Raw genomic sequence first — 25,424 nt, 5'->3', positions numbered from 1 at the left:
GTCCATATGGAAAAAATTAAAGGATTTCTCTTTGCCGTACGACACAGAGAAATCCTAATGACCGATTTGGGTTAAATGGCTTGTTATTTCTTCGTAGCGAGATCAAGCATCCTTAGTAGTGTCGTTGGTTGTTCTAACTTTATGCTTTTATTGATGTCCTCCCATGCTTTATGGATGCCCTTTCTTCGTGTTTGGGCGACGCTTTTGGTTGTTTTTAGTGCGGTAATTTTTGTTTTGTTCGTCAGCAAAATTTGGGTTATATGAAGCTTTCCCCTTCTTTTTACGGTTTGACGAGTACTGCTGTTTCTCTTTCCCTTTTCGATCATGGAATTTAGGTGTATCCCCCAATAACCCTTGGATGAGTTCTTGTTTGCCCATTTTGCGCAGCTCACACTCAATATTCTGCCTTTCTTCGGGTTTATACCAAAAGAAGAATTGCCGTTGAGCAAGTTTGTCTTTTGGCGATTTTGCGCTGAAAACAGGTTCTAAGGTATAGGGATCATACCCCGTGTACCACGTTTCTGTACTTACCGTCATGGGCGTAGGTGTGAAGTCTTGCACTTGCTCCAGTTGAAAGTTGAGCTTCTTTGTCTTCACAGCAAGGTCTGCCATATCTGCTGCATGACAACCGGGGTGACTACTAATGAAATAAGGTATCAACTGTTGGTTTAGATTTTCTTCTTGATTGATTTTGTCAAAAAGCTGTTTGAATTGCTCAAACTGTTTGAATGAAGGCTTGCGCATCAATTGCAGAACATGGTCGGACGTATGTTCCGGTGCCACTTTCAATCGTCCACTGACGTGGTTTCTTATCAGTTCTCTTGTGTATCGCTGTGCAGCCTCGTTCGTTTTTGCATCCTTACTCGTGTGTAAGAGAAGATCGTAACGAACGCCACTACTGACAAAACTCTTCTTGATGCCAGGTAATGCGTCTACAGCATGATAGATCTCAAGAAGTTTGCTATGATCTGTATTCAAATTCGGGCATATCTGTGGATGGATGCAGGAGGGACGTTTACAGTGCTCACAAGCCTTATGATTTTTCCCACTCATGCCATACATATTGGCTGAAGGACCGCCCAAATCTGAAAGATAACCCTTAAAATCGGGCATATCTATCACCTTTTTGACCTCTGATAGAATACTTTCTTTCGAACGACATGCCACAAATTTTCCTTGATGAGCAGAAATAGTACAGAAAGCACAACCTCCAAAACAGCCTTGGTGAATGTTCACAGAGAACTTAATCATTTCATAAGCTGGGATTCTTTTACCTTTATACTTAAGATGGGGTACACGTGTGTAAGGTAAATCGTAATAAGCATCAATCTCGTTCGTGGTGAGTGTGGGGTAAGGAGGATTGACAACAGCATATTGGTGACCTACCTTTTGAATGAGTCTTTGTGCATGTATCTTATTCGACTCTTCTTCAATATGCTTAAAGTTTTCTGCTTGAGCCCTTTTGTTTTGTACGCATTCTTCGTGACTATTCAGGAGAATGTCGTCTTCCCCAATACCACCTTCTATGTCATCTTTTTGAGCTAAATAAACTGTTTGCGGTATGTCGTGGATGTGCTGTATCTGCTCGCCAGCCGAAAGTCGCTCACATAATGTAAGAACAGACTTGGCTCCCATGCCGTATAAAATCATATCAGCACCAGCGTCGCACAAGATGCACTTCTGAAGTTTGTCTTGCCAATAGTCATAGTGGGTGAGTCTACGCATGGAGGCTTCTATTCCTCCCAACACAACGGGTATGTCTGGGTATAGCTGCTTTAATATTTTGGTGTAAACAATGGTGGGATATTCTGGTCGGCAATCATGACGACCGTCAGGGCTGTAGGCGTCTTCATGGCGAAGTCTTTTATTGGCTGTGTACTTATTCACCATGGAATCCATGCATCCCGGAGAGATGCCAAAGAATAATTTTGGCTTTCCTAACTTCTTAAAGTCACGATAGTCTCCGTGCCAGTCAGGTTGCGGAACAATGGCAACACGATAACCTGCAGCTTCTAACATGCGCCCAATGACTGCCACTCCAAACGAGGGATGATCGACGTATGCATCACCCGAAAAGAGAATGACATCCAATTGATCCCATCCTCTTAATTGACATTCCTTTTTAGTGGTAGGAAGGAAGTCTGTAAGTTGATAATTCTTCAACGAATATTGCTTTTAATTATTTTTGTCGAACACAGTGAAATGAATGGTATCTCCAACGATGAAGAACTCCTTCACAAGTGTAGAATTGACTTTATCCACTCAGAATAAGTGAAGACAGAAAGTTCAGAAACGAGCATGAATAGTACTCCCAAGAACAGTAGGGCTTAGGCTTTACACCGTTCATTTGTGATTGTCTCTTCGATATTTCACCATATCTCACCTCTCATCAATGTTTAACGGTTGTCTTTATCCTCTTCATTCGCAGAGTCGTTCTGCTCTTGTTGGTTGGTCCAGTCAATATATAACAAAACCAATTGGTGAAGTCCAAAGGCTTTCATGTTTGGATGATAAATCACGTCTAAGCACAAATCGAGCAGACTTTTATCCAAGTTGGCTTCCGATTCTAAAAGAGAGCGCACATTTAGTTTCAGCTTGTCAAGTACCTCTTCGTCAATAAAACCAGTACTGTCTACAAGATTACGAAACAGAGAATATTTCATAATGGTGGCTAATTGCTCATCTGTAATCTCCATTGATCGTGTACCCGATGGATTCGTTTGGATTTTGTACATGATGTTGTGATCCATAAAATTTAAATTTCCCATAAACGATATTGTATTAAAAGGTATATATTATTTTGAATGTGCACACAGACTGATGCTCGAAATATCAATTAAGGAGGTATTTGAGAATACCATTCATGACTTGTTTCTTGCTATTTTGGTCTATAATACACTCAAAAGGAAATCCCATAGTGAAACATCTATAGTGTTGATCTTTATAAGCTACGGCAGCACTGGTGCCGTTACCGTACTGCATTACGCAGTCGGCACCCGGTTCGGGCGATAGAACTTCAGGATTTTGGGCTGCATAATGGTCTTCATTTGGCTTATGATAAAAATTCATTTGAAGTCCTAAACCTTGCACAACATTATTTTGTTGTCTCTCTAAAGTTGGGGTATATGAAACTTTCAAAACCTTACTTAGAAAGGCTTTCTCTGTATCTAAGAACATATCAGAGCCAATATATGAACCGCTGACTAACAATGCTCCTCCATGTTCGGCATAAGTTTGTAGCATTTGCTGCAATCGAGGCGTAAACGTTTTATAAAACTTCAACGCATGAGGGTCATACTTCTGTAGCCCTAAAATGAAATCAATACACGGATATTTTCCTAATTTCACCTTATTTGCCAGAACCGCATCCATGGAACAACTCACGACATTGTATTGCTTGGTATCAGCGATTGCTTCGGTATGGTCACGAACATAATCAAAGGTGTTGCCCATGATAAAGTTACCAGCCAATTCATTTCCGCCAAATCCCAAACCGCTCTCGGTGAGTGAACCCATGGTCGATTTGGTGAAAACTGTTTGACATCCCACCCATCCAGCAGTCTTTCCATAAGAGACACCGATGTCTTGGTTGAGATCAAAGCCTTGAGAGAAAGTATCATCTATCACCTTGGGAACAGACAAACGATTAAATCCATTCACCACCAAGATAGTATGTTTCGCCGTAGGAGAGTAGTATGCCGATAGAATTTCTGTGGCAAAACTTTCTCCACCTTTGTTACAAGCGGTGATTTTGAAATGATAAGGTACGTTTGGTTCCAGTTCGATAGCGTAGGAAGTGGTCTTGATATTTTTACCATTATCAAACCCGCTGGTACCTGTTGCCACATATACGTTGTATGATTTAGGAAAGGCAGTTGGTTCCTTGAGGTCTGATTGAGGCTCCCATGATAACTTTACCCGATTCTTACTGGTAAATCGAATGTTGAAATTTTGGGGAGGAAGTGGCTGAACAACGTAGTTCTTCCCGTGCTGGTTGTTAATATACCTTAAGATGGTCTTGTAGATGGAGCGAGCAAAAGCAAACTTGAAATTCGGATCCTGTCCCAACTTCATGTCAGGAAAGTTTTGGTGTGACATGGTTTCCAAAATGGCTGAAGGCATTTCTGGCAATCGTGTTTCCGAATAATTCCGATCCCATAAATATCTTTTCGTCCAACTTTGCCGTCTCGTACTGAGGTCGTTGACAGCATTATTGAGAAGGTCTTCTGCGAAATCTTTGCTGGTCATTCTTGAAATACCAGCGTTTAAGCGTCCACCGTTATAATTTGTTGTACAGATGGCTAATGAGCCTATTAACGATTTACCATCAAACGAATAGCCCGCATCACTATGAACAGCTAACGCAAGTTCTATGGGGACGTTAAGTCCTGATAGGGTAGGAACGTAACAACTGCCACCTGCCAGCCAGTTGGTCATTTTAGATCGCACGTTGACATCATCGCCATAATCGTTTTCGCCCCCATTACCACTATAGATACTATATGGCATACCCGCCCATTGAGCATAATATCGTGCTCCTTCTATTGCCCGAGGCATTCCACTAACTGTTCCACCTCGTTGAATATTTCCCATACCTCCGCCAAAGCGAACTGCATCCGTAGTAACCACACGATGTTTCTTTCGTGACTGATTGGTGATGACTACTCGGTTATAAGGATTGTCGCCAGCATCGAAATCGAATGTTCCTAAGTAGACCCATGTGCCTCCTCCCATTTGTTGATTTACCGAGAAAGAGGTTTCTTGTCCCTTATGATACACAATATATTGTGCATCATCGACACTTTTCTCTACTGTTTGATAACTCACATACACAGCATATTTCCCAGCTTGAGGTAGATTCGGCTGATATGAAACAAGACTTGGGTTCTTTCGTTTGGTGGATGGTGCCATCCTACACGTTCCTTGTTGGAACGGATTTTCACCATCGCTGTAGATTGATTTGCGATTTGCAAAGCCCTTTTGTGGTGCTTTTTCCCAATTTCCATTAACGTTGATTTCCAAATAGGATGTGCCAGGTCGCTCGTCATCGTTATCCACAATCACTTCATGTTTTTGCCAATCTCTCTCCCGTGGGGTAAATACGTTGGCACCAGCATTTTCTAACATAGGAATCAGATACGGCACTACAATCGTTTGTGTAAACAAGTCTTCGGTTGTTCCAAATAGGTTTGGGCGTTGCCATTTCCACTTTTTTTTCTGCTGGTCATAATAATAACCATGGCTTGCCCATAGGGAAATATGTCTGTCTTGTAGTCCTTTGGTAATCTTGTTATCCTTAGAGAGGTTCGTTACCCATGCCCTTCCATGGTGTTCAATGTCACCCCAAGCTCGTGTATGTGCACTGTTAGATTGCGCAGCAAGTGTTATCGAGGCACTGATGCAAAGTATTAAATGAATAAATCGTAATGTCATGCTGAGAGATCTCCCGTTGAAAATTTCTCTGGATGCTTACCCTTAAAACCGACGAAATATTGTTTGATTTCTTTCATTTCACGTTCTATATCACCTGTAGGCATCAACATCTTTGTGCATTGTATTTTCTTTTGTTCAAAGTCTACACCGTATAAGAGGATAGGGATATTCGCTTTGAGGGCAATATAGTAAAAGCCTAATTTCCATTCGGTGTTTAATGAGCGCGTTCCTTCTGGCGTGATACACAATTGGAACGTATCACGTTTGTTGGCTATTGCAGCTAATTGGTCAGTCAAACTGGTATGTTTGGATCGCCACACAGGTATTCCACCCATTTTTTTGAAGATGACTTTGAGGGGCCCTACAAACATTTCTTTCTTCATGAGAAAGTTTGATTTCATCCCTTCTGCATGCATATAGAGCTGTCCTATCACAAAGTCCCAGTTGCTTGTGTGTGGGGCTAAGCAAATAATATATTTCTTTGGATGCTCTACAGTAACTACTTTCTTCCATCCCATGACATGATACAACAACCAGCCACATAGTTTGTTCAGCATAGAAATAATGTTCAATTAATAGATGTTAGCAATCTGATCGACAATTTCTGCAACAGATTTGTCAAATTCTTTCGCCAAGTTTTGATAATATTTCTTTTGCTCCATGCCTGGTTCTGGATGTGATACACGTCGTATGAACTGATCGTGTACCATCAAAATGGACTTCAATAGTGCATCCACATCGTCTTTGGCAGGTTTACCACTATATAGGGATGCCGCAATACACTCTGCGAACAAGTCACTACAAGTATAATTAATCGTTCGCTTTAAATCTCTTTTGTTAGCCATATCTTGATAACTTTATAGTTTGTTGTTGATGATTTCAAAGTTCAAAGATAAAAAAATAATCCGTAACACCAACGTCTTGCTCTTAAAATAACATGTTTTATCATTTAAATTTTTCTATATCTCAAAGAAAAAGAGTAAATTTGCATTCAGTAAAAAGATTTATAATACGTATTATTCATACATAACAAAAAGGTAAAATGAAAACAAGTGCATTACAAGTTGAAAGAGCTGCTTATCAGCCTAAGTTGCCAAAAGCTCTCCAAGGCGCTGTAAAGGTTCAGGAAGGCGCACCAACTCAAAGTGTTGATGATCAAGAGGAAATTCAGAAACTGTTTCCACATACATATGGAATGCCTCTCGTAGAGTTCGTTCCCGGTGAACATACTGAAAGCAAGAGACTCAATGTAGGTGTGATATTGAGTGGAGGACAAGCTCCCGGTGGTCACAATGTCATTAGCGGTCTGTTTGATGCAGTGAAGAAACTCAATCCAGAAAACCAGTTATATGGCTTCTTGATGGGTCCTGGTGGCTTGGTTGAGCATCACTATGTAGAAATCACAGAGGAATTCTTAGACCCTTATCGTAACACTGGTGGATTCGATATGATTGGTTCGGGACGTACCAAGTTGGAAAAAGAGGAGCAATTTGAAAAAGGTCTGGAAATTCTGAAGAAGTTAGACATCAAAGCTTTAGTGATTATTGGTGGTGACGATTCTAATACTAATGCCTGCGTACTTGCAGAATATTATGCTGCTAAAGAATACGGTATTCAGGTGATTGGCTGTCCAAAAACCATTGATGGTGACTTGAAGAATGAACAAATAGAGACCTCATTTGGTTTTGATACCGCAACAAAGACGTATGCTGAGCTCATCGGTAACATTGAGCGTGATTGCAATTCGGCACGCAAATACTGGCATTTTATTAAGGTGATGGGACGTTCAGCATCGCATATTGCTTTGGAATGTGCGTTACAGACACAACCCAACATTTGCTTGATTTCTGAAGAAATCCAAGAAAAGGATCAAACTCTCAATGAGATTGTGGAAAATATAGCTTCAGTTGTGGCTCATCGTGCACACGAAGGAAACAACTTCGGAGTGGTTGTAATTCCTGAAGGACTTATCGAATTTATCCCTGCCATTGGACGATTGATAGGAGAACTCAACGATTTGTTAGCTGCACATGGTGCTGATTACAAGGATTTGGATAAGGATGCACAGCGCAAATACATCTTAGAACATCTGTCAGAGGCTAACCGCTCTACCTTTGAAACGTTGCCTGAAGATGTTGCACGTCAGTTGAGTCTCGACCGTGACCCACATGGAAATGTCCAAGTGTCACTCATTGAAACAGAGAAACTGTTGTCGAACATGGTTGCTGCAAAGTTAGAGCAGTGGAAAAAAGAGAAAAAGTACGACGGAAAGTTCTCCCCATTGCATCACTTCTTTGGTTATGAAGGTCGTTGTGCAGCGCCATCTAACTTCGATGCCGACTATTGCTATGCGTTGGGAACAAGTGCTGTCCAGCTGATTGCCAACGGAAAGACAGGCTATATGGCAATTGTGAAGAACACTACCAGTTGCACAGATGACTGGAAAGCTGGAGGTGTGCCTATCACTATGATGATGAATATGGAGCGTCGCAATGGTGAAATGAAACCTGTGATACGTAAAGCATTGGTTGACTTGAACGGTAAACCTTTCAAAACGCTTGCAGAACATCGTGAAGAGTGGGCTAAGAAAACTTGTTATATTTATCCTGGTCCTATTCAGTACTGGGGACCCAGCAAGGTTTGCGACCAGACAACAAAGACTTTGAGCTTAGAACGAGAATAATTGCTGTGCACCTGTTTCAGGTTGGCAACCATAGATCGTTGTCTTACTTCGGTCGAAGTTTGCCGTAAATTGCATACAACGCTTTCCCTCAATCGGTATCTTGTACAACTGTTTGTTGAGAGTAAACGCAACATTGACGGTTCATGTTTTCATGCAGACGTGGCGAACGGTTCATGTAGTGATGCAATTTTCATTGAAACAGTGAGCGTACCTATTATTCGTTTAGAATAGATACCCACAATTAGAATCTGCTTTTGTAGTACAATAAGGCATTGCAAAGCAGATTCTTTTTTTTGAATTACTAAATTTAATGACTCCTAATAAAACAAGAAAGCGTCACCGTACATCTAAGAATCGACTGTTTCGTCGATATCCGAGGTGGGTTATATGGGTGGGAGGTATGTTCTTTGCCTTCTTCTATATGTGGTTTTTTTATGAGTTTTTTGTCAGTCCTACCGGTTTCAGATGGCGTGCTCTTTTCGGTGATCCCGATTATCCAGAAGGCTATGAGATACATGGCATAGATATTTCCCATTATCAGGGAGAAATTGATTGGCATCTATTGAAACATGCCATGATTAAAGGGTGTCCATTACGCTTTGTGATGATCAAGGCAACAGAAGGCGCTAATCGTCTCGATGACAATTTTAACGACAATTTCTACAATGCTCGTAAGCATGGACTTTTACGAGGAGTGTATCATTTTTGGAGCAACAAATCGTCTGCACGTGAACAAGCTTATTATTTTCTAAAGCAAGTTCATCTTGAGGATGGCGACTTACCGCCAGTATTGGATGTCGAACACAAGCCTAAGGACAAGTCTGTTGAAGAATTTCAACGTGACGTTTTGACCTGGCTTCACATTGTGGAAGACAAGTATCATGTGAAGCCAATTATTTACACCTATTATAAATTTAAGGATGCGTATTTAGGCGCACCCGTCTTTGACGATTATCCTTATTGGATAGCCCATTATTACGTGGAGAAAGTAGAGTACAAAGGGGCATGGAAGTTTTGGCAACATACGGATGCAGGACGGTTGCCTGGCATCAAGGGTTATATTGATTTCAATATTTACAATGGGTCGTATTACGACTTGAAAAAAATGACGATTGGTCAGCAAAAGGATATGTGGTAAGGCAATCCGCAGCTCATGACAAGTGAAATTGCACCCCACATTCCTGTCATATTTTTGCCCTGAAATACCCGAAGTAAACTTTGCGTATGAGGAGAGACATGGGTCAATGCGCTTCATGCAAAGGTGTAGCCGCATTTACGCAATGACTTCATTTCCGTATAGAATAATCAATGTTTTTATAAACGATAGACAATTGACTGTCAGCATATTAAGCTTACTTCTCTTTAGTAAACATTAGGCAACACCAATCGTCCTCGGTTTTCCTATTGCGTTCTACCAATCCCAACTGTGTGGCTTTCTCTATCAACAGATTTGCGTCCGCTTCATAAAAGCCACTGAGTAGCAGTATTGCCCCTGGAGACATTAATTCAACAAACGACGTCATGTCTTGAAGCAAGATATTTCGGTTAATATTCGCTAACACAACATCAAACAAGCCAGACACATGCGATAAAACTTGGGCATTGCCATGAAACACTTCAAGGTTGGTAACGTTGTTCATGGTAGCGTTGTGCAGGGTGTTGTTCACGCTCCATTCATCGATGTCGTATCCTGTTACTTTGTTTGCCCCCAATTTACTGGCAGCAATGCTCAATATCCCCGTACCACATCCACAGTCCAAGACACGTTTCTCCGACAATCTTAGTTTGAGTAACATGGAAATCATCATGCGAGTAGTCTGATGATTACCTGTGCCAAAGGCTTGTCGGGCTTCTATTCCGATATAAATTTTGTGGTCCGTTGCTGGGACAAATGCTGATTTAGCATCATAAATAATGAGCTGTTCATCGATGTCAATGGGTGCGAAACCTGCATTCTCCCAAACCTCATTCCAATTTTTGTCTTCCATATCTTCAAGGTGATAGGTAAGATCAATCTCTTGGATAGGTATGTTTTTGAGCACCTCTTTTAAGCACTGTTCATCGAAGTTCTCGGCAGGAATGTACGCCTTCAAGCCCTGTTGTGTTTCTTCAAACGATTCAAATCCTACTTCGCCCAAGGCATCAGCTAAAAGGTCCTTTGCTGTTTGTACCAGTGCAGGCTGACCTGAAATGGTACAGTTGGCTATCTTATAATTCATCTTGTTAAGTTAAAATATTTCACAAAGGTATAAAAAATAGGGAAAACCTCCCTATAGTTAGGGAAATTCCTTATATTTGCAATAATTAATTGTTTACATTTGCCATAGAAATAATGTATAAGAAAGGGAGTGAAAGATGAAAAAGATAGCTTTGTTAGCCCTGCTCATAGGAACGATGCCATTAAGCATGCAGGCACAAGACGATATGTATCTGATACCGTCTAAATCTAAAAAGGTCGCTAACTCTTCTGTTGTCACCAAGGACAGCGAGGTAACATATAGCGGTAGTGATAGAGATGTCGATGAATATAATCGTCATGGTAAGTTTTGGAGTCATTATCAAAAGATTGGTTCTGATGATCGTGGCAATGATATTATAGAATTTCAAAAGGGTAGAGGCATCTATCCCGATTCTACTTATATCGATACCACCTTTGTAGGTCAGTATTACGACACCATGATTGATGATGACGATTATCGCTATACCCAACGGATGAGCCGCTGGGATGGATATTATGACCCTTGGTTCTATACGAGCCGACGCTGGCGCAGTTATCCATATTGGCGTGCAGGGTGGGGCTGGTATGACCCTTGGTACTATGGTTATGCAGGCTATTACGACCCATGGTATGACCCATGGTATGCTGGTTACGGCTATCCTTATGCGTATGGCTACTACGGATATGGCTGGGGAAGTCCGTACTATTATAGCAGATACTACGGTTGGGCAGGCTATCCTGTGCGGTATGTTTATAGAACAGGTCACACGGGTACGCTGACTTACTATGATCGCTCCAACTTTCGCCCGTATTATGGACGTGGCTATGACTCGCCAAATCGCAACCGTCGCTATGGTAGAGATGTACGAAGATATGACAATCGGTATAATTCTTCAGGCAACACGGTAACCTTTGGCTCTCGTAGACCAAGTCCAAGATATGATTCTCCTACTAATTCAGGGAGACGAAACACTACGCCTACCTTCCAAGGTCCAACAAGAACGCCAAGCGGTTCGTTTGGTAGTGGCTCGTTTGGAGGCGGCACATCTCCTCGTGGCTCTTCTGGTGGATTCCATGGAGGTGGCAGCTTTGGCGGCGGACGTCGATAATGTAAGAGAGATAAAATAGATGATATGCGTATTTATAATAGGATAGAGATGAAAAATAAATATATACTGTCTGCGCTATTGTTGTTGGGAACAGCGACAATAGGTGCGCAAGAGACTTATGAGAATACAAAATTGATAGACAACGACCTTAATGGTACTGCACGTTATGTAGGTATGGGTGGGGCGTTAGACGCTTTAGGAGCCGATATTTCGGTGATAGGTTCTAATCCCGCAGGTTTGGGATTGATGACTAAATCACGTGCAGAGGTGTCGTTTGGCTTCGTGTCGCAACCGGGTGTCTCTGCTTTTCAGCAAGGCAATCCTACGAATGCAAGCTTTGATCAGGTGGGATTTGTTTATGTGATGCGTAATCCGAGAGGCGATAATAGCGGACTAAATTTTGCGGTGAACTACCACAAAAGCCGAAATTTTGATTACATTTTATCTGCTGTAGGTGACTTAAAGAATGCCTCACAAAACACGCTGTCGTTCTTAAAAGCTATTTATGGACGCAGAGCAGAAGACGGTACTTCTATCTTTTATTTGGAAACAACGAAGAATGGGATGATTCGCGGTACTCATCCTTTCACCTCGCAATTGGACAATCTGTACTATAACAACCTAATGGTGGATCATAACAACGCCGTATCTTATAGTACAGCCACAGGCTATGATATGCAACGAGCGCATACAGGCTACATTGGTACTTACGATGTAAGTGTGAGTGGAGCCATTAGTTCCCGTTTCTATTTGGGTGGAACCATTGGTTTTCATGATGTACATTATACAGGAACTGGCGAGTATGTCGAGGATTTGGTGGATATATCCAACAAACCACTGACTGCCTTGATGGTTCATGACGAAAAAACCATTACAGGTTTGGGGGGAGATTTCAAATTAGGTGCTATCTTCTTGCCTATTGAGAATAGTCCTTTCCGTATTGGTTTGTCTGTGGCTTCTCCTACATTGTATAGGTTGACTATCAACACGAGAGCTTATATAAGGCACAATCTTAGAGCTTCACAATCTATGCAGCATGGTTATTCCGGTGGAACAACGAACGAATCTTATAGCTTTAAGATTGATACACCATGGAACTTCGGTATCAGTCTTGGTCATACAGTTGGTAATTATTTGGCTTTGGGGGCAAGTTATAATTATGCCGATTATGGAAGTATGAATACACGTGTTAACGAAGGCGGTGGGTACGACTGGTACACGGATTCCTATTATGAAAACAGTAGTGACGATACTAACATGAATGAGCATACGAAGCAGACGTTAAAGGGTGTCTCTACAATAAAATTAGGTGCTGAATTTAGACCTGTCACTAATCTGGCCTTGCGTGCAGGATATAATTATATATCACCCATGTATCAAACAAATGCCTTCAAAGATGGCACAGTAGATTCGTATGGCTCTAATTATAGCACAGCTACTGATTATGTCAATTGGGATTCGACAAACCGTTTCACGTTGGGTGTAGGCTATCAAATGAAGAATTTTAACATTGATATGGCATACCAGTATAGTGCTCAAAATGGGGACTTCCATCCTTTCATGGATACTTATGGAGACTATTATTATATAAATACGGCAACGAAATCGTTGCAAATGGATAAAATTGACAACTATGCAAATCCTGTAAAGGTCAGCAACAAGCGTCACCAGCTGCTGCTCACCTTAGGTTATCGCTTTTAGAATAGTTGTCTCATCAATAGTTACGAACCCAAAAAGAGAAGTTTATCACACAGTTTGATAAGCTTCTCTTTTGCGTAATAACCTGTGAGAAAAGTTTTCTCTTCAGGCTGGTTCTATAAATTAGCTTTGGTAGATTTTGAGCTTATTTTTGAGGTCAAAATGCAAGAGAGTGAAGGAGTGTAGCGAGCTACACGACTGAACGAACTTACATTTTGAACCAAAAAGAAGCCAAAAGATAACAAAACGTATTTCATAAAATTTTAATGACTATATGCGGTGGTAATTTATAGAACCAGCCTTCTATTCAGCTTATAGGTTTTTGAACGGACGAACGAGTCGGGCGTCCCAACTAAAACATGGCAACGACTCCCCAATTTAGTTTGGAATGAAGTTCAACCTGAACCAAACGAAAGCACAGTCTAAACATGGTTTTTGTCCTGAACTTTTACCAAAAAACGACCATTGAAAATTTCCAAAATAGAAAATTTCAATAGGCAAACGGCCAGCAAAAATGGGCTGATTTTAACAAATAAAACGTCATTTGGCGTTAGAACATTGAATTATCACGCTTGGAAACATGTATTAGAGGCGTTATTCACATGCTTCAGCGGCATTAAAGCATGCAAATTGCGAGCTTATCTCAATGCTTTAACCGCCAAGAAAGGGTAAAAATTGGAAAGAAAAGAGGGTACTTTAGTGTAATGCTCTTAATATCAATATATTATAAACCTCGCTCATTTTCAGCGTATTTGCGACCAACAATGACGTTGGCTGTAAATACGTGAGTTATGAGAGGCACTTTGTAAAGAAAATTCAGCATTTATTATCCACTCCTACAATGCGCTAACCTTATTACATAAGTCATTATTTTGTGTTTTCTTATCGTAAAAATAGCATTCTTCAATGAAAGAACTGGAACTTTTTTTGTAGAACGATTGTTTACATATTTTGCCAAGTTAGATATTATGTGTAACTTTGTCTACAATATTAAATCACGTTTATTTTGTTAGAAAGAGAAGTATCTTTTCCTCCAGCTCATACGGCTGAGCATCTACTCAACCAGCTCATGATGCGCAAGTTTGGATGTAAACGTTCAGACAATGCCCATATTGAGCGAAAGAAAAGCAAGATGACTTTTCGGTTGGAGAGCAAACCTGACAGACATGCCGAAAAGGAGATAGAAACTCGTATGAATGAGTTGATACAGCAAGACTTGTCCATCACCTTTGAAGAGGTGGACAGACAACATCTTCCTGAAGGTGTCAGTTTAGACCGTTTGCCTGCCAATGCGCCCGATTTAATCAGGATTTGCCGAATCGGAGATTATGATATTTGTCCCTGTATAGGCAAACATGTTCGTTCCACCCGTCAAATTGGCAAATTTGAGTTGTTGGGAACCAATTGGGATGAACATCTAAAAACGTACAGAATACGCTTTAAGGTTATTCCCTAAAACTTACTTTTTTATGTGTATAGAACCCTTCGCTTTATCATATAGGGGCTCATTATCTTAATCAACTGTAGATGAATAAGTTTCTAAATCTTCAATATAGAGATAAAAAGCACACCCATTGCTCCAATAAAGTTCCTCTTTTGGCGCACCTCAGTATGTTCACCGCCTGCGCTATATGGGGACTAATGGCACCCATTGGTAAAGATGCCATGTCCAATGGTATCACAGGTGTGGCCATGGTGTCATTCCGTGTGTTGGGAGGAGCCATCCTGTTTTGGATGACGTCTTTCTTTGTCAAAAAAGAAAAGGTTCCTCTCCATGATATTTTCTGGTTTATAGGAGCAGCTGTTTTTGGCTTGGTTTGTAACCAATGTTGTTTCACCATCGGTCTAAGTCTCACGTCTCCTATCAATGCAAGCATCGTCACAACTTCGATGCCTATATTTGCCATGTTATTGGCGGCACTCATCTTGAAAGAGCCGATAACGAGTAAAAAGGCGATGGGCGTGTTTGTGGGTTGTTGTGGAGCACTCATTCTCATACTCACGAGTATGTCGGCAGCCAACGCAAAGGTGGGGGATATCCGTGGCGATTTATTGGTGTTAGGGGCTCAACTGTCTTATGCTTTCTATTTGTCCGTGTTCAATAAGTTGGTGAAAAGATACTCTGTGTTTACGGTGAACAAATGGATGTTCCTGTGGGCAACCTGTCTCATTTGGCCATTTTCTTTTCGTCAAGTGGCAGAACTACCGTGGCAAAGCATCACAGTAACAACATGGATGGAAACGGCTTATGTGGTATTCTTTGGCACTTTTGTGGGATACATCCTCATTATATCTGCACAAAAAGTACTTCGTCCAACGGTTGTCAGCACCTACAATTATGTGCAACCTATCGTCGCTGTCATCGTTACGGTGGCTACGGGTATCGGTATTTTTAAGTGGACACACGCATTGGCTATCGTCATGGTGTTTAGTGGGGTGTGGTTAGTCACAAAATCTAAATCCAAACACGATGAAGCACAAAGCCAAAAGGGTGAGTTGACAAAGGAATAAACATGGCGGAGAAACCGAGAGTGATATCCTCATGACTCCCCCGCTTTATCGAAATACCGAGTAATCATAAGCGTTTGTAAGACAAGTTGTTGAGATAAGATTATTATTTCTTTGCTTCAAGCTCCTTGTCCGTATGTTTCAAGCCTTTTATTTCTTTGCTTCAGTGTAACAAAGTCAATGGGATTTATTTCCCGTTCTTTTCCTTATCAAAAAAGTAATCAAATTGTTTTCGGAGTTCTTCCTTGTCTTCTAAGATGAGACGGATATTCTTTAGGTATTGATGATTGGGCGAATTGGCAATCCACAATTTGATATAACCTGTATTACCGTATTTGGCTTCTATATGTTGTTGAAAGCGTTGCCAGTGTTCTTGTCGGCTTTTTTCAGGATTTTGTTCCAATCCAAACTGAACTGTACGTTGAAACACATGCTCGGGTTGTAAGTCTCTATCTGCTTCGGCAACAATCTTTCCGTACATACTTCGTGGTGAATGGGAAGCACTGGCACGATGGTCTTCCACCGCTTCGCGCATGATTCGTATCTGTTCGGGCGAGAACCAGCGTTTCAACCGTGCATCCGAAGCTAAGATTTTTCCTCCTGTGAGATGATGTATAGCACGTGGACCCGACATACCAATGTCATGATAAGCTGCCACGGTGTACGCCATATTGACATCGGCTCCTATCTTACGAGCCAATTCCATACTGTTTTTGATGACTTGCTGGACATGGGCAAGCCCATGCGAAGCACCGAATTCATTGTATTTTGGAAGGATATTTTGCTCGATGAAGGTCATCAAATCGAGACTTACGTTGCTATCTATCATGTGGGGTGTTATTTGTTGCAAATGTAAGAAAAAATGTTTATTTTTGCAATAGCAAAACAACGGAAAGGCACGGAATGACAAAGAAATGTTCATTATTCGGTTGTCTCCGTGTATCTCTGTATAGGTAAGTAAGCCGAAGACACATGCTGCAAGGTCGTTGTACAACCGTGTGTGTCTGCTGCTATATGTACATTCGCATATATCTGAGTGTCTCCGTTGTTATAAAATAAAAACTTGATGATGCAAACTTCTACTGTACGATGTAATTCTGCGAAGGCTTGGTTCTTGGCAGCACGTCCCAAAACATTGACTGGGGCGGCAGTTCCTGTGATGATAGGCACTGCGTGGGCAATCTTGAATATGCAAGGAATAATCCGTATAACACCCGTTGTTTTATGTTTCCTCTTTGCGTTTGTCATGCAAATAGATGCCAATTTTATCAATGATTATTTGGACTTCGTGCGTGGAAACGATGACGAGACTCGGTTAGGACCGCGACGTGCCTGCGCACAAGGTTGGATTTTACCCGCTACCATGCGTGTTGGTATTGGGTTGACAACGCTTTTGGCTTGTATTGTCGGTTTACCTCTTATCTATTATGGAGGTATGGAAATGCTCTTGGTGGGAGCCGTATGCGTGGTTTTCTGTTTCTTATATACCACCCATTTATCTTATTTGGGAATGGGAGATATTTTGGTATTGGTATTTTTTGGTATCATTCCCGTTTGTGTCACCTATTATTTAGCCGTTCCTTCCTATGCAGCACACATCACGTGGCAGGTGTTTCTGAGTTCGATAGCATGTGGCTTGGTTATTGACACATTACTTATTGTTAATAACTATCGTGATATAGAGAATGATCGGCGTGCCCATAAAATGACAATGGTGGTGATGATGGGTGCCTCTTTGTCAAGAACGGCTTATCTCATGCTTGGGTGGGTTGCCTGTATGATAGGACTGGTCTTTTTGTTCCACGGTCATGTGTGGGCTTTTGTCTTACCGCTATTCTATGCGCTCCTGCATACGTTGACCTATCGCAGGATGTGTAGAATACGACAAGGAAAAGCGCTTAACCTCATTTTAGGCGAAACAGCAAGAAATATTTTTATCTATGGAATATTGTTAACCGTTGGTTTAATGATTTCGTAATCTTGTTTTAGAAGGTGTACTATTCTCCTTAATTAAAAAAGTTCCAGCTTACTCCGAATCTAAGAATGCGGCCATTGATGGGGTAGTGAGGCACTAAAAAACTGTTGCGAGTGCCGCTATCTTGGTTCACATGACTGTACATGACGAAGAATCGGGTTTGCTTTAAGTGGAAATTCGCATAGACATTAACGATAGGGTAGTTTCCCAATATCGTTCGTTCCGTATTCTCTTGTACCACAAACTGTCCTAATGCAGGGCTGTAGTCGGGTGCTTCGTATTTCGTGAAATAACGAACATCGGCACCTGTATGACAACTTAACACCTTAGCAATCTTGAATTTGAAGTAAAGATTGGAGTACACATTTAACTTAGGTAGCGGTATGGCACTCTGTACGGAAGCATTTTGAAACGTCACAACAGACTCCCAGTGGAGCGGTCCCCATGCAACGTCTTGCCCCAACGACAGCGTTAGGACATTGATAGGAGTACTACTTTGGCGAACACCAACCTGTGTACCTGTTCTTTGGTATTTCTCATTGACTTGATAAGCTTGTGCTAAATAAGTGTAATTGGTGAGTTCATCGACCGCCACCCGTAGCGTGGTATTTGTTTTTTCGTATTTGAGCAACCCTTCTATCCTTGTGTGAGTAATGGAACCTAAATCTTCATTGTCCCATCTAAAGTGCCGTCCATGATAATGCCGATAGTAGAAGGTAGGCTCGTAACGTCTGAAAAAGCCTTGAGCAGCTAAGCGCAAGGTGTCTCCAAAGAGCTTGAAATTCAAATCGGTTTGCGCTTCTATATCTATTTTCCCGGCGTCTTTACCCGCTACTCCAACTTCACCAGTGACAGAATAATGCAGCGTTTTGCCTTGTCGCTTGCTCAATTGTCCTCCTACATATACGGAATTTTCGTTGTATGTACTCGTTCCAGCACTATCAGGTAAGGAGAAATATCGAAGTTCATGACTGACAAAAGCTTTCAAACCCGATTTTGCCCACTTGTTGAACCCTTCGAGTAAAGAAATGGCGAAAGTGTTGTTGACACGATAATGCTTCGTGTCATCGTAGATAGAATCGCCAGTGAAAGGTCCTATGAGTCGATAATTGTTGGCGTAGAAATTGTCTGGAGTTTGATAAGCTTGGTAAATTCTCTTATAATCATCAAACTTCAGTGTATGAATAAAGCTGGTTACTGGGACATACTCGTTCTTGAACCATGAAGTATCTTCCTTTGCTTGTTTCGTTTTTGCCAACAAACTGTCGGCTGCATGCTGCCCATTAACTTGAATACGAGAGCTGTCTGTCGCATGCGTTGTAGAGGGTTCTACTCCCGCAATGACAGCATCATCAGGTCTTCCTGCTGTTGCCTTTTCATCTTCCAATGCCTTAGGGTCCAATTTTCTACCTTCTTTTTTGGCTTTGCGAAGTGCTTCTTTTGTTTTCTTGTTGGCATCATTCTCTTTCTTAGCCTTTAGTGCAAACTTCTTTGCTTTAATCTCGTCTGGCGTCATTGGCACTTTCCGATTGAATCCCACATTATATCTATGGGTTAAGAAAACATGGTGATGGTCATTTCTATTCCAGTTTTGTTGTAACACAGTGGGTATTTCTGATGTTTGATAATTATCATCAAAGCTCTCAGGATTTGTGATATATTTATCATCTGTGATGCCACCGTTTTCCGTATTCTTTTGGTGATTCGTTGAAAATAACAGGTGTGCTTGATATCGCTCACCTAAATAAGAGCCATGAAGAGAATAATTGAAATGAGAAGAAGCTTGGTTTGCAAAGAATCCTCGACCATAGAGATAATCGAACTTGAACCCTACACCAATCTTCTTTCCAGCATTAATAGCAAATTTTGCGGTCAAGTGATCTTCCCCATTGGTTCGATCTCCAGCAGTATTGTAAGTCAAACTGGTAATAGGAGAGAGGGTGTTGGTGAAGTGGTAATCGTCAGGCGCTACGATAAAATAATCGTAAGGCTGTGTGAAAATAAACTGTTCATCGTCTCTTAACCGATCTACAAACAATCTACTGATACGGGGTGCGCCTAAATTTCCCGTTGTATTATATTCTCCTCGCAAACCAGAAGTAAAGATACTGTTAGGGTACATGTGCATCAACGTATCGGGTATTGCCTGACGAATATCTCCAAAACGGTTGTCTACAGTCCATACTTTGAGCCCTTTCGGTATTTCTTTGTCTTGACTGGTTGAGTCTTTAGCGTTGTTACGTCGCTGGTCATTCATCTGCGTAATATTGCCATCGACATCCATTTGGTTATAGCTGTCAATTTGAGCAGTGACGTGTAGGGACATTATGAGAAGGGCGATTGAGAATAAAAAACGTGTCATGAATGAAATATGCGTAGACTACATTCTGCCATTTTGAAGAACATAGCAGTAAGAATAATGATGATACCAAGCGTTTCTTGCTCGGTAAAGAAATAGAAAATAACACCAACTACAGCACCAACCATAAAGATGATGTTGAGGATGTTGCGAATCCAGAAGAAAAGATCACGAGGCTTATCGCCATTTCCTCTGAATCGTCTTAGATATTTTGCACTCATATAAGTTGTAATATTTTATCGTATAAAACTCAAATCTATCGTTCTTTGGACGTTAACTATGATTGAACGGTGAAAGCGAATAGTAACAATCATTAGAGTAATTCTGTCAGTTGACCGAAAATTTCATTCTTTCTATCAATGGTGTGCTTGCGGAACTTTCCAGAAAGTCGTAGTAGGCGGTTCTTCTGTTTGTTGAGAGCAATTTCATCTGTAATCCAATCTTCTGCACTTATTTTGAGGTGAGTAGGGCGATTTTTCTCGTAATCATAATGAATATGACTGAGAGTTAGTTCAAGATGTTGCTCTGTACATTTCGCTGTGAGCATATAATAAAACTCGGTACGGTCTAAAGAAAGGAAGGAATTGCTAAACTCTAACCATTCACAACACCGTGCTACAATGACATATTGTTTAGGATTGACTAAGACTACACGACTATTGATCTGCTTCTTCTCTTTGGTGAGTTCATTCATATATTGGTAGACGGTGTTGTAGATCTCATTCGCAGACTTTTGAGGAACGTCTAATTGAAGAGTAAAAACCACTTTTCCTTGAGGATTCTGAGGTACTGCTCCTGCAAGATAATCAGTTTCTTTTGATGAATTCTCAAAGGCTTTATCGTCTTGATTCTTGTGAGAAGGTTGCTTGGAGGTAACACTTTGTGGAACAATCCATTCGGATGAATTAGTTAAAGAGATTGTATCAGCCCCAATTGTCTTTTGTTCTGCTGGTTGTAAATCATGTTTCTTCTGCTGTTTCTTGGCTAATTTGACAGCTTTTCGTGCTGCTTTCTTAGCTTCCTTCACAGCCTGTTTAGCCGCTTTAGCTTCTTGCTTTGCCTTTTCTAACCTTTGTTCAGGTGTCAGCACAGCTTGAGCCTGAACGAATAGAGGAATCCATAACAGGAGAACGAGTATGTTTTTTTTCATCATCAAGATTGTTGAATGAGTTTACAAATTTAGACAAAATCTGTGAAACGCCCACGCAATTTTGGAAGATTAACGAAATAAGACCGTTGAATATGCAGGCATTTTACAAAGTTTACCGTGAAAGATACGCAAGTCACTGAACGTTATGATTACTTTTGTTCCAGCAAGGTTTGAAGTCTGATAATTTCATCTCTGTATTGTGCTGCTTGCAGAAAGTCAAGGTCTTTGGCAGCCTGTTTCATCATTGCAGTGGTATCAGCAATACTCTTTTCCAATTGTTCATGTGTCATTTGCTGTACAATGGGGTCAGCGGCAAATGCTCCTCCGAGAGGCTCCATATACGCTTGTTGGGCAGCAACAGTGGAGTAACGCTTTTCTTTCATCTTCTCTTTGGCGGTTGGTAACGCATTTTTGATGTCCTTAACAATTTGTGTAGGCGTAATGTGATGCTCCTCGTTGTATTTTAATTGGATGGAACGCCTGCGAGCGGTTTCATCTATCGTCTTACGCATACTGTCTGTAATGGTATCAGCGTACATAATCACTTTGCCATGGATGTTGCGTGCAGCCCTTCCTGCCGTTTGCGTCAGACTTCGGTGGCTTCTTAAAAAGCCCTCCTTGTCTGCATCAAGAATGGCAACTAATGAGACTTCTGGCAGATCTAAGCCTTCGCGCAGCAGATTCACACCTACAAGAACATCGAACATCCCTGCTCTTAAATCATTCATAATCTTGACACGTTCTAACGTACCAATATCACTGTGAATGTAGTTTGCTCTGACATCATGGTTTAGTAGATATTCCGTTAACTCTTCTGCCATACGTTTGGTGAGGGTTGTTACCAATACTCGTTCACCTCGCTCTGTTCTTTGAAGAATCTCATCTAATAAATCATCAATTTGATTTTCACTGGGTCGGACATCAATCTCTGGATCAAGAAGTCCTGTAGGGCGTATCAGTTGCTCCACAACAACACCTTCTGCTTCCTGTAATTCATAATCTGCTGGCGTTGCGGATACATAGATGACTTGGTGCAACATGTCTTGAAACTCTTCAAATCGCAGAGGACGGTTGTCAAAAGCGGCAGGAAGGCGAAATCCATACTCTACCAAATTGCGTTTGCGAGCTCGATCTCCACCATACATGGCACTAATTTGTGGAACACTTACATGACTCTCGTCAATAACCATCAAGTAATCTTTTGGGAAAAAGTCCAACAAACAGTAAGGGCGTTCACCTGCTTGGCGACCATCAAAGTAACGTGAATAGTTTTCTATGCCGCTACAATAGCCAAGTTCTTTAATCATTTCCATATCGTATTCCACACGCTCCTTAATTCTTTGTGCTTTGAGTTGGTCGCCTATCTCTTCAAAATAATCAATCTGTTTGACCAAATCGTTTTGAATTTCATGGATTGCTCGTTCTGTTTGTTCTTTGGATGTGACAAAAAGGTTGGCAGGGTAGATGTGATACTCTTCGAAAGATTCTAATTGATGAAAAGTAGTACTGTCAACTTCCTCAATGGTTTCTATCTCATCATCCCACCATGTGATACGAAGCACATTGTTAGAATATGCCATAGCGATATCAACAGTGTCACCCTTAACACGAAAGTTTCCACGTTGTAAGTCAATATCATTTCTTACATACAATGCTTCAACTAACTTTCTAAGAAAATCATTTCTATCAATGTGTTGCCCCTTCTGAATACTGATAATACTATTAGTCATGGCAGAAGGTCCACCCATTCCATAAATACATGAAACAGAAGACACAACAACAACATCACTCCGTCCAGATAACAATGCGCTTACAGCACTTAATCGCAGTCTGTCAATTTCGTCATTGATAGATAAATCTTTTTCTATATAAAGATCGGATGACGGAAGATAGGCCTCTGGTTGATAATAATCATAGTAGGAAACGTAATACTCAACCGCATTCTCGGGGAAGAAACCTTTCATTTCTTCATAAAGTTGGGCTGCCAACGTTTTATTATGACTCAAAATAAGCGTTGGTTTTTGAATATTTTGAATGACATTAGCAACAGTAAAAGTCTTTCCAGAGCCAGTCACACCCAACAAGACTTGGGCTGGGTCGCCTCGCCTTACACCGTCTGTGAGCTGTTGAATAGCTTGTGGCTGGTCACCTGTGGGTTGATATTTTGATGTGAGCTTAAAGTTCATCCTGAAAAGATAGTTATTTATAAATCGGTAGAGTCGTCCTTTGAAATACGGTTGATAGCTCCCGAATCTTTGAAAAGAGAGCCGTTGATGAATTTGTGGCGATAACCATAACGAGAAGGTGACTTCTGTGCAAAAGTACAAAATAAAACATAGAAATTCTGTAATAAACACTAATTTATTGAGAAAAATTACCCTGTTTGCTTTGTTAATCGTTGAATAATATGTACTTTTGCACTTCAAAGAATTGATTAATGAAGAAAGTATTTTTCATCGCTATAAGCATTGTTCTGTTCTTTACGAATTGTGCAAACGAATTTAATGCTGTCTACAAATCGTCAGACACCAATTATCGGTATGAATATGCTAAAGAGTGCTTCGTCAATGGTAAATATACCAGGGCTATCACACTATTGAACGACCTCATTGTTGTTCAGAAAGGGACGGACCATGCACAAGAAAGTCTTTACATGTTAGCAATGGCTCAATACAAAACTGGTGATTATGAGAGTGCTTCCCAAGCTTTCAAGCGCTACATGCAAAGTTATCCCAAAGGACAATATGCAGAGCTTGCGAGCTATTATATTGGTGAAAGTCTTTACATGAGTACACCAGAACCTCGTTTGGATCAATCGCAAACCGTTTCTGCCATTGCAGCGTTTCAGGAATTTTTAGATTTGTTTCCAGAAGCGCATCTAAAGAATCAAGCACAAAAGAGATTGTTCGAGTTGCAAGATAAATTAGTGAAAAAGGAACTATATTCAGCACAACTCTATTACGATTTGGGTTCTTACTTCGGTAACTGTACCAGTGGAGGAAATAACTATGAAGCTTGTATCATTACCGCAGAGAACGCTTTGAAAGACTATCCCTACTCTTCGATGCGCGAAAATTTCGCTGTACTCATCATGAAGAGTAAGTTTGAGTTAGCAGAACAGAGTGTTGAATCGAAACGATTGGAACGTTATCAGGATGCTGAAGACGAATGTTACGGTTTTATCAACGAATATCCTGACTCCAAAGAACGCTCTACCGCAGAGAAATATATTCGAAGATGTAAACAGTTTACTCGCTCTGCTGAGCCTGTTACTCATCAGGAGACATCATATCTGTGGAGAGGTAACAGCCCAATTGATAACTTGTTTTGAGAAATAAATTATAATAAAATAAGGTGAAGAGTAGTTCGTCTAATTTCAGGATGAATACTCAACGATAAAAGATTAAAGATATGGATTACAAAAAGTCAAAAGCCCCTACGAACACCACAACGAGAAACATTATGGATCTCTGTGATAAAACGGGTAATATTTATGAAAGTGTGGCTATCATTGGCAAGCGTTCCAATCAAATTGCCGCACAGATTAAGCAAGATTTGAATAAAAAATTAGCAGAATTTGCATCGTACAACGATTCTTTGGAAGAAGTATTTGAAAATCGTGAGCAAATAGAAATTTCGCGTTATTACGAGAAGTTGCCAAAGCCTACTTTGTTAGCAACACAAGAATTCATAGAGGATAATACTTATTATCGTGATCCATCGCAAGATAAAAACGAAGAATAATTATGATTCAGCGCAAACAGACGTTATTCTTAGTTTTAGCGATAATCCTCTCTATTACATGCCTGTGCATGCCCATAGGAATATTAGAGCCCATAGGAATGGGTACACCTACCGTACTATGGAATCTCGGTACCGTTGTTCCGGGCAGTGGTGTGCAATTCAGTAATTGGCCATTATTTGCCTTTTTAGCTGTTTCTGTTGTTTTAGAGATAATCGCCATCTTTACCTATCATCGTAGAATGTTACAGGCAAAGCTGTGCTCGTGGAGCATTGTTTTTTCTTTGGCTTGGTATGCTTACTTTGCTTTTAGCATTCTCAATGGTTTTGGAAAATCATTCACGTTTCATCTCCAGTTCGCTGCTTGCTTGCCTTTAGTAGCTATCATTGCTTTAGTTTTGGCACGCAGAGGCGTTATACAAGACGAAAAACTTATCCGATCAGCTGATCGAATACGATAACCAACTTCTTTTGGGTCAGTCGTAAAACCCAGTTGCATCCCTCTCTCCTCATGCACATAATTTCATAGGTATTTGTTATCTTTGCATCA

At 40.8% G+C, this 25,424-nt stretch carries 21 protein-coding genes; 10 read left to right on the top strand and 11 right to left on the bottom strand.

From position 1 onward, the window contains the following. Nucleotides 1-168 precede the first annotated feature (168 nt). The 5 genes from DEM91_RS08775 to DEM91_RS08755 all read right to left on the bottom strand — a co-directional run bounded on the left by DEM91_RS08775 (nucleotide 169) and on the right by DEM91_RS08755 (nucleotide 6,278). Nucleotides 169-2,163, bottom strand: coding sequence for a YgiQ family radical SAM protein (locus DEM91_RS08775; RefSeq protein ID WP_195252581.1), 1,995 nt, complete (start codon nucleotides 2,161-2,163; stop codon nucleotides 169-171). Between the two features lie 233 nt (nucleotides 2,164-2,396). Then, nucleotides 2,397-2,735, bottom strand: a complete 339-nt coding sequence (locus DEM91_RS08770; protein WP_195252592.1) for a hypothetical protein — start codon at nucleotides 2,733-2,735, stop codon at nucleotides 2,397-2,399. A gap of 97 nt (nucleotides 2,736-2,832) precedes the next feature. Then, nucleotides 2,833-5,433: a fibronectin type III domain-containing protein gene (locus DEM91_RS08765; RefSeq protein WP_249858651.1), complete on the bottom strand. Its 2,601-nt coding sequence runs from the start codon at nucleotides 5,431-5,433 to the stop codon at nucleotides 2,833-2,835. Further along, entirely contained in the window at nucleotides 5,430-5,990 is a 561-nt protein-coding gene (locus DEM91_RS08760; RefSeq protein WP_195252579.1) for a 1-acyl-sn-glycerol-3-phosphate acyltransferase, read from the bottom strand. The genes DEM91_RS08765 and DEM91_RS08760 overlap by 4 nt, the downstream gene beginning before the upstream one ends. 15 nt (nucleotides 5,991-6,005) lie before the next feature. Further along, a complete protein-coding gene (locus DEM91_RS08755) occupies nucleotides 6,006-6,278 on the bottom strand; it encodes a hypothetical protein (RefSeq protein ID WP_249858650.1) in 273 nt (90 codons plus the stop codon). Nucleotides 6,279-6,475: 197 nt separating this feature from the next. On the opposite strand from DEM91_RS08755, the gene DEM91_RS08750 reads away from it, so the two are divergent. Together DEM91_RS08750 and DEM91_RS08745 are read left to right on the top strand one after the other, a co-directional pair. Beyond that, complete coding sequence (locus DEM91_RS08750) at nucleotides 6,476-8,116, top strand: diphosphate--fructose-6-phosphate 1-phosphotransferase (RefSeq protein ID WP_249858649.1); 1,641 nt, start codon at nucleotides 6,476-6,478, stop codon at nucleotides 8,114-8,116. A 310-nt stretch (nucleotides 8,117-8,426) separates the two neighbouring features. Beyond that, entirely contained in the window at nucleotides 8,427-9,254 is an 828-nt protein-coding gene (locus DEM91_RS08745; RefSeq protein WP_249858648.1) for a glycoside hydrolase family 25 protein, read from the top strand. Between the two features lie 214 nt (nucleotides 9,255-9,468). On the opposite strand, the gene prmA is transcribed toward DEM91_RS08745, so the two are convergent. After that, the gene (gene prmA / locus DEM91_RS08740) at nucleotides 9,469-10,335 is read right to left on the bottom strand and encodes a 50S ribosomal protein L11 methyltransferase (protein WP_249858647.1); all 867 of its coding nucleotides are present in this window, start codon (nucleotides 10,333-10,335) and stop codon (nucleotides 9,469-9,471) included. A 136-nt stretch (nucleotides 10,336-10,471) separates the two neighbouring features. Between prmA and DEM91_RS08735 the strand changes: the two genes are divergently transcribed. The 4 genes from DEM91_RS08735 (at nucleotide 10,472) to DEM91_RS08720 (ending at nucleotide 15,652) form a co-directional block, all read left to right on the top strand. After that, the gene (locus DEM91_RS08735; protein WP_249858646.1) at nucleotides 10,472-11,443 is read left to right on the top strand and encodes a hypothetical protein; all 972 of its coding nucleotides are present in this window, start codon (nucleotides 10,472-10,474) and stop codon (nucleotides 11,441-11,443) included. Nucleotides 11,444-11,491: 48 nt separating this feature from the next. Then, nucleotides 11,492-13,144, top strand: coding sequence for an OmpP1/FadL family transporter (locus DEM91_RS08730; RefSeq protein WP_249858645.1), 1,653 nt, complete (start codon nucleotides 11,492-11,494; stop codon nucleotides 13,142-13,144). 1,003 nt (nucleotides 13,145-14,147) lie between these two features. Next, nucleotides 14,148-14,597: a hypothetical protein gene (locus DEM91_RS08725; protein WP_249858644.1), complete on the top strand. Its 450-nt coding sequence runs from the start codon at nucleotides 14,148-14,150 to the stop codon at nucleotides 14,595-14,597. A gap of 71 nt (nucleotides 14,598-14,668) precedes the next feature. Continuing rightward, on the top strand, nucleotides 14,669-15,652 hold the full coding sequence (locus tag DEM91_RS08720) for a DMT family transporter (RefSeq protein ID WP_249858643.1): 984 nt from the start codon (nucleotides 14,669-14,671) through the stop codon (nucleotides 15,650-15,652). Nucleotides 15,653-15,836: 184 nt separating this feature from the next. On the opposite strand, the gene DEM91_RS08715 is transcribed toward DEM91_RS08720, so the two are convergent. Next, nucleotides 15,837-16,478, bottom strand: coding sequence for an HD domain-containing protein (locus tag DEM91_RS08715; protein ID WP_036927193.1), 642 nt, complete (start codon nucleotides 16,476-16,478; stop codon nucleotides 15,837-15,839). A 240-nt stretch (nucleotides 16,479-16,718) separates the two neighbouring features. Here DEM91_RS08715 and menA point away from each other — a divergent pair, with 240 nt between their 5' ends. After that, the gene (gene menA / locus DEM91_RS08710; RefSeq protein ID WP_249858652.1) at nucleotides 16,719-17,627 is read left to right on the top strand and encodes a 1,4-dihydroxy-2-naphthoate octaprenyltransferase; all 909 of its coding nucleotides are present in this window, start codon (nucleotides 16,719-16,721) and stop codon (nucleotides 17,625-17,627) included. 28 nt (nucleotides 17,628-17,655) lie between these two features. Here the strand turns inward: menA and DEM91_RS08705 are convergent, their stop codons facing one another. The 4 genes from DEM91_RS08705 to uvrB form a co-directional block, all read right to left on the bottom strand. After that, the gene (locus DEM91_RS08705; RefSeq protein WP_249858642.1) at nucleotides 17,656-19,986 is read right to left on the bottom strand and encodes a putative porin; all 2,331 of its coding nucleotides are present in this window, start codon (nucleotides 19,984-19,986) and stop codon (nucleotides 17,656-17,658) included. Next, nucleotides 19,983-20,204: a hypothetical protein gene (locus DEM91_RS08700; RefSeq protein WP_008121774.1), complete on the bottom strand. Its 222-nt coding sequence runs from the start codon at nucleotides 20,202-20,204 to the stop codon at nucleotides 19,983-19,985. The genes DEM91_RS08705 and DEM91_RS08700 overlap by 4 nt, the downstream gene beginning before the upstream one ends. A 92-nt stretch (nucleotides 20,205-20,296) precedes the next feature. Next, on the bottom strand, nucleotides 20,297-21,136 hold the full coding sequence (locus DEM91_RS08695; RefSeq protein ID WP_249858641.1) for a DUF4468 domain-containing protein: 840 nt from the start codon (nucleotides 21,134-21,136) through the stop codon (nucleotides 20,297-20,299). 146 nt (nucleotides 21,137-21,282) lie between these two features. Beyond that, on the bottom strand, nucleotides 21,283-23,319 hold the full coding sequence (uvrB, locus tag DEM91_RS08690) for an excinuclease ABC subunit UvrB (protein ID WP_008121777.1): 2,037 nt from the start codon (nucleotides 23,317-23,319) through the stop codon (nucleotides 21,283-21,285). Between the two features lie 251 nt (nucleotides 23,320-23,570). On the opposite strand from uvrB, the gene DEM91_RS08685 reads away from it, so the two are divergent. The 3 genes from DEM91_RS08685 to DEM91_RS08675 all read left to right on the top strand — a co-directional run bounded on the left by DEM91_RS08685 (nucleotide 23,571) and on the right by DEM91_RS08675 (nucleotide 25,335). Next, a complete protein-coding gene (locus DEM91_RS08685) occupies nucleotides 23,571-24,464 on the top strand; it encodes an outer membrane protein assembly factor BamD (protein WP_195252571.1) in 894 nt (297 codons plus the stop codon). An 80-nt stretch (nucleotides 24,465-24,544) separates the two neighbouring features. Beyond that, entirely contained in the window at nucleotides 24,545-24,877 is a 333-nt protein-coding gene (locus tag DEM91_RS08680; RefSeq protein WP_008121780.1) for a DNA-directed RNA polymerase subunit omega, read from the top strand. A 2-nt stretch (nucleotides 24,878-24,879) separates the two neighbouring features. Continuing rightward, nucleotides 24,880-25,335, top strand: coding sequence for a DUF4293 domain-containing protein (locus DEM91_RS08675; protein ID WP_249858640.1), 456 nt, complete (start codon nucleotides 24,880-24,882; stop codon nucleotides 25,333-25,335). Nucleotides 25,336-25,424: the final 89 nt, after the last annotated feature.

The sequence above is a fragment of the Prevotella sp. TCVGH genome, assembly GCF_023522295.1.
Classification (GTDB): domain Bacteria; phylum Bacteroidota; class Bacteroidia; order Bacteroidales; family Bacteroidaceae; genus Prevotella; species Prevotella timonensis.
This window is presented reverse-complemented; position numbering and strand designations above follow the sequence as displayed.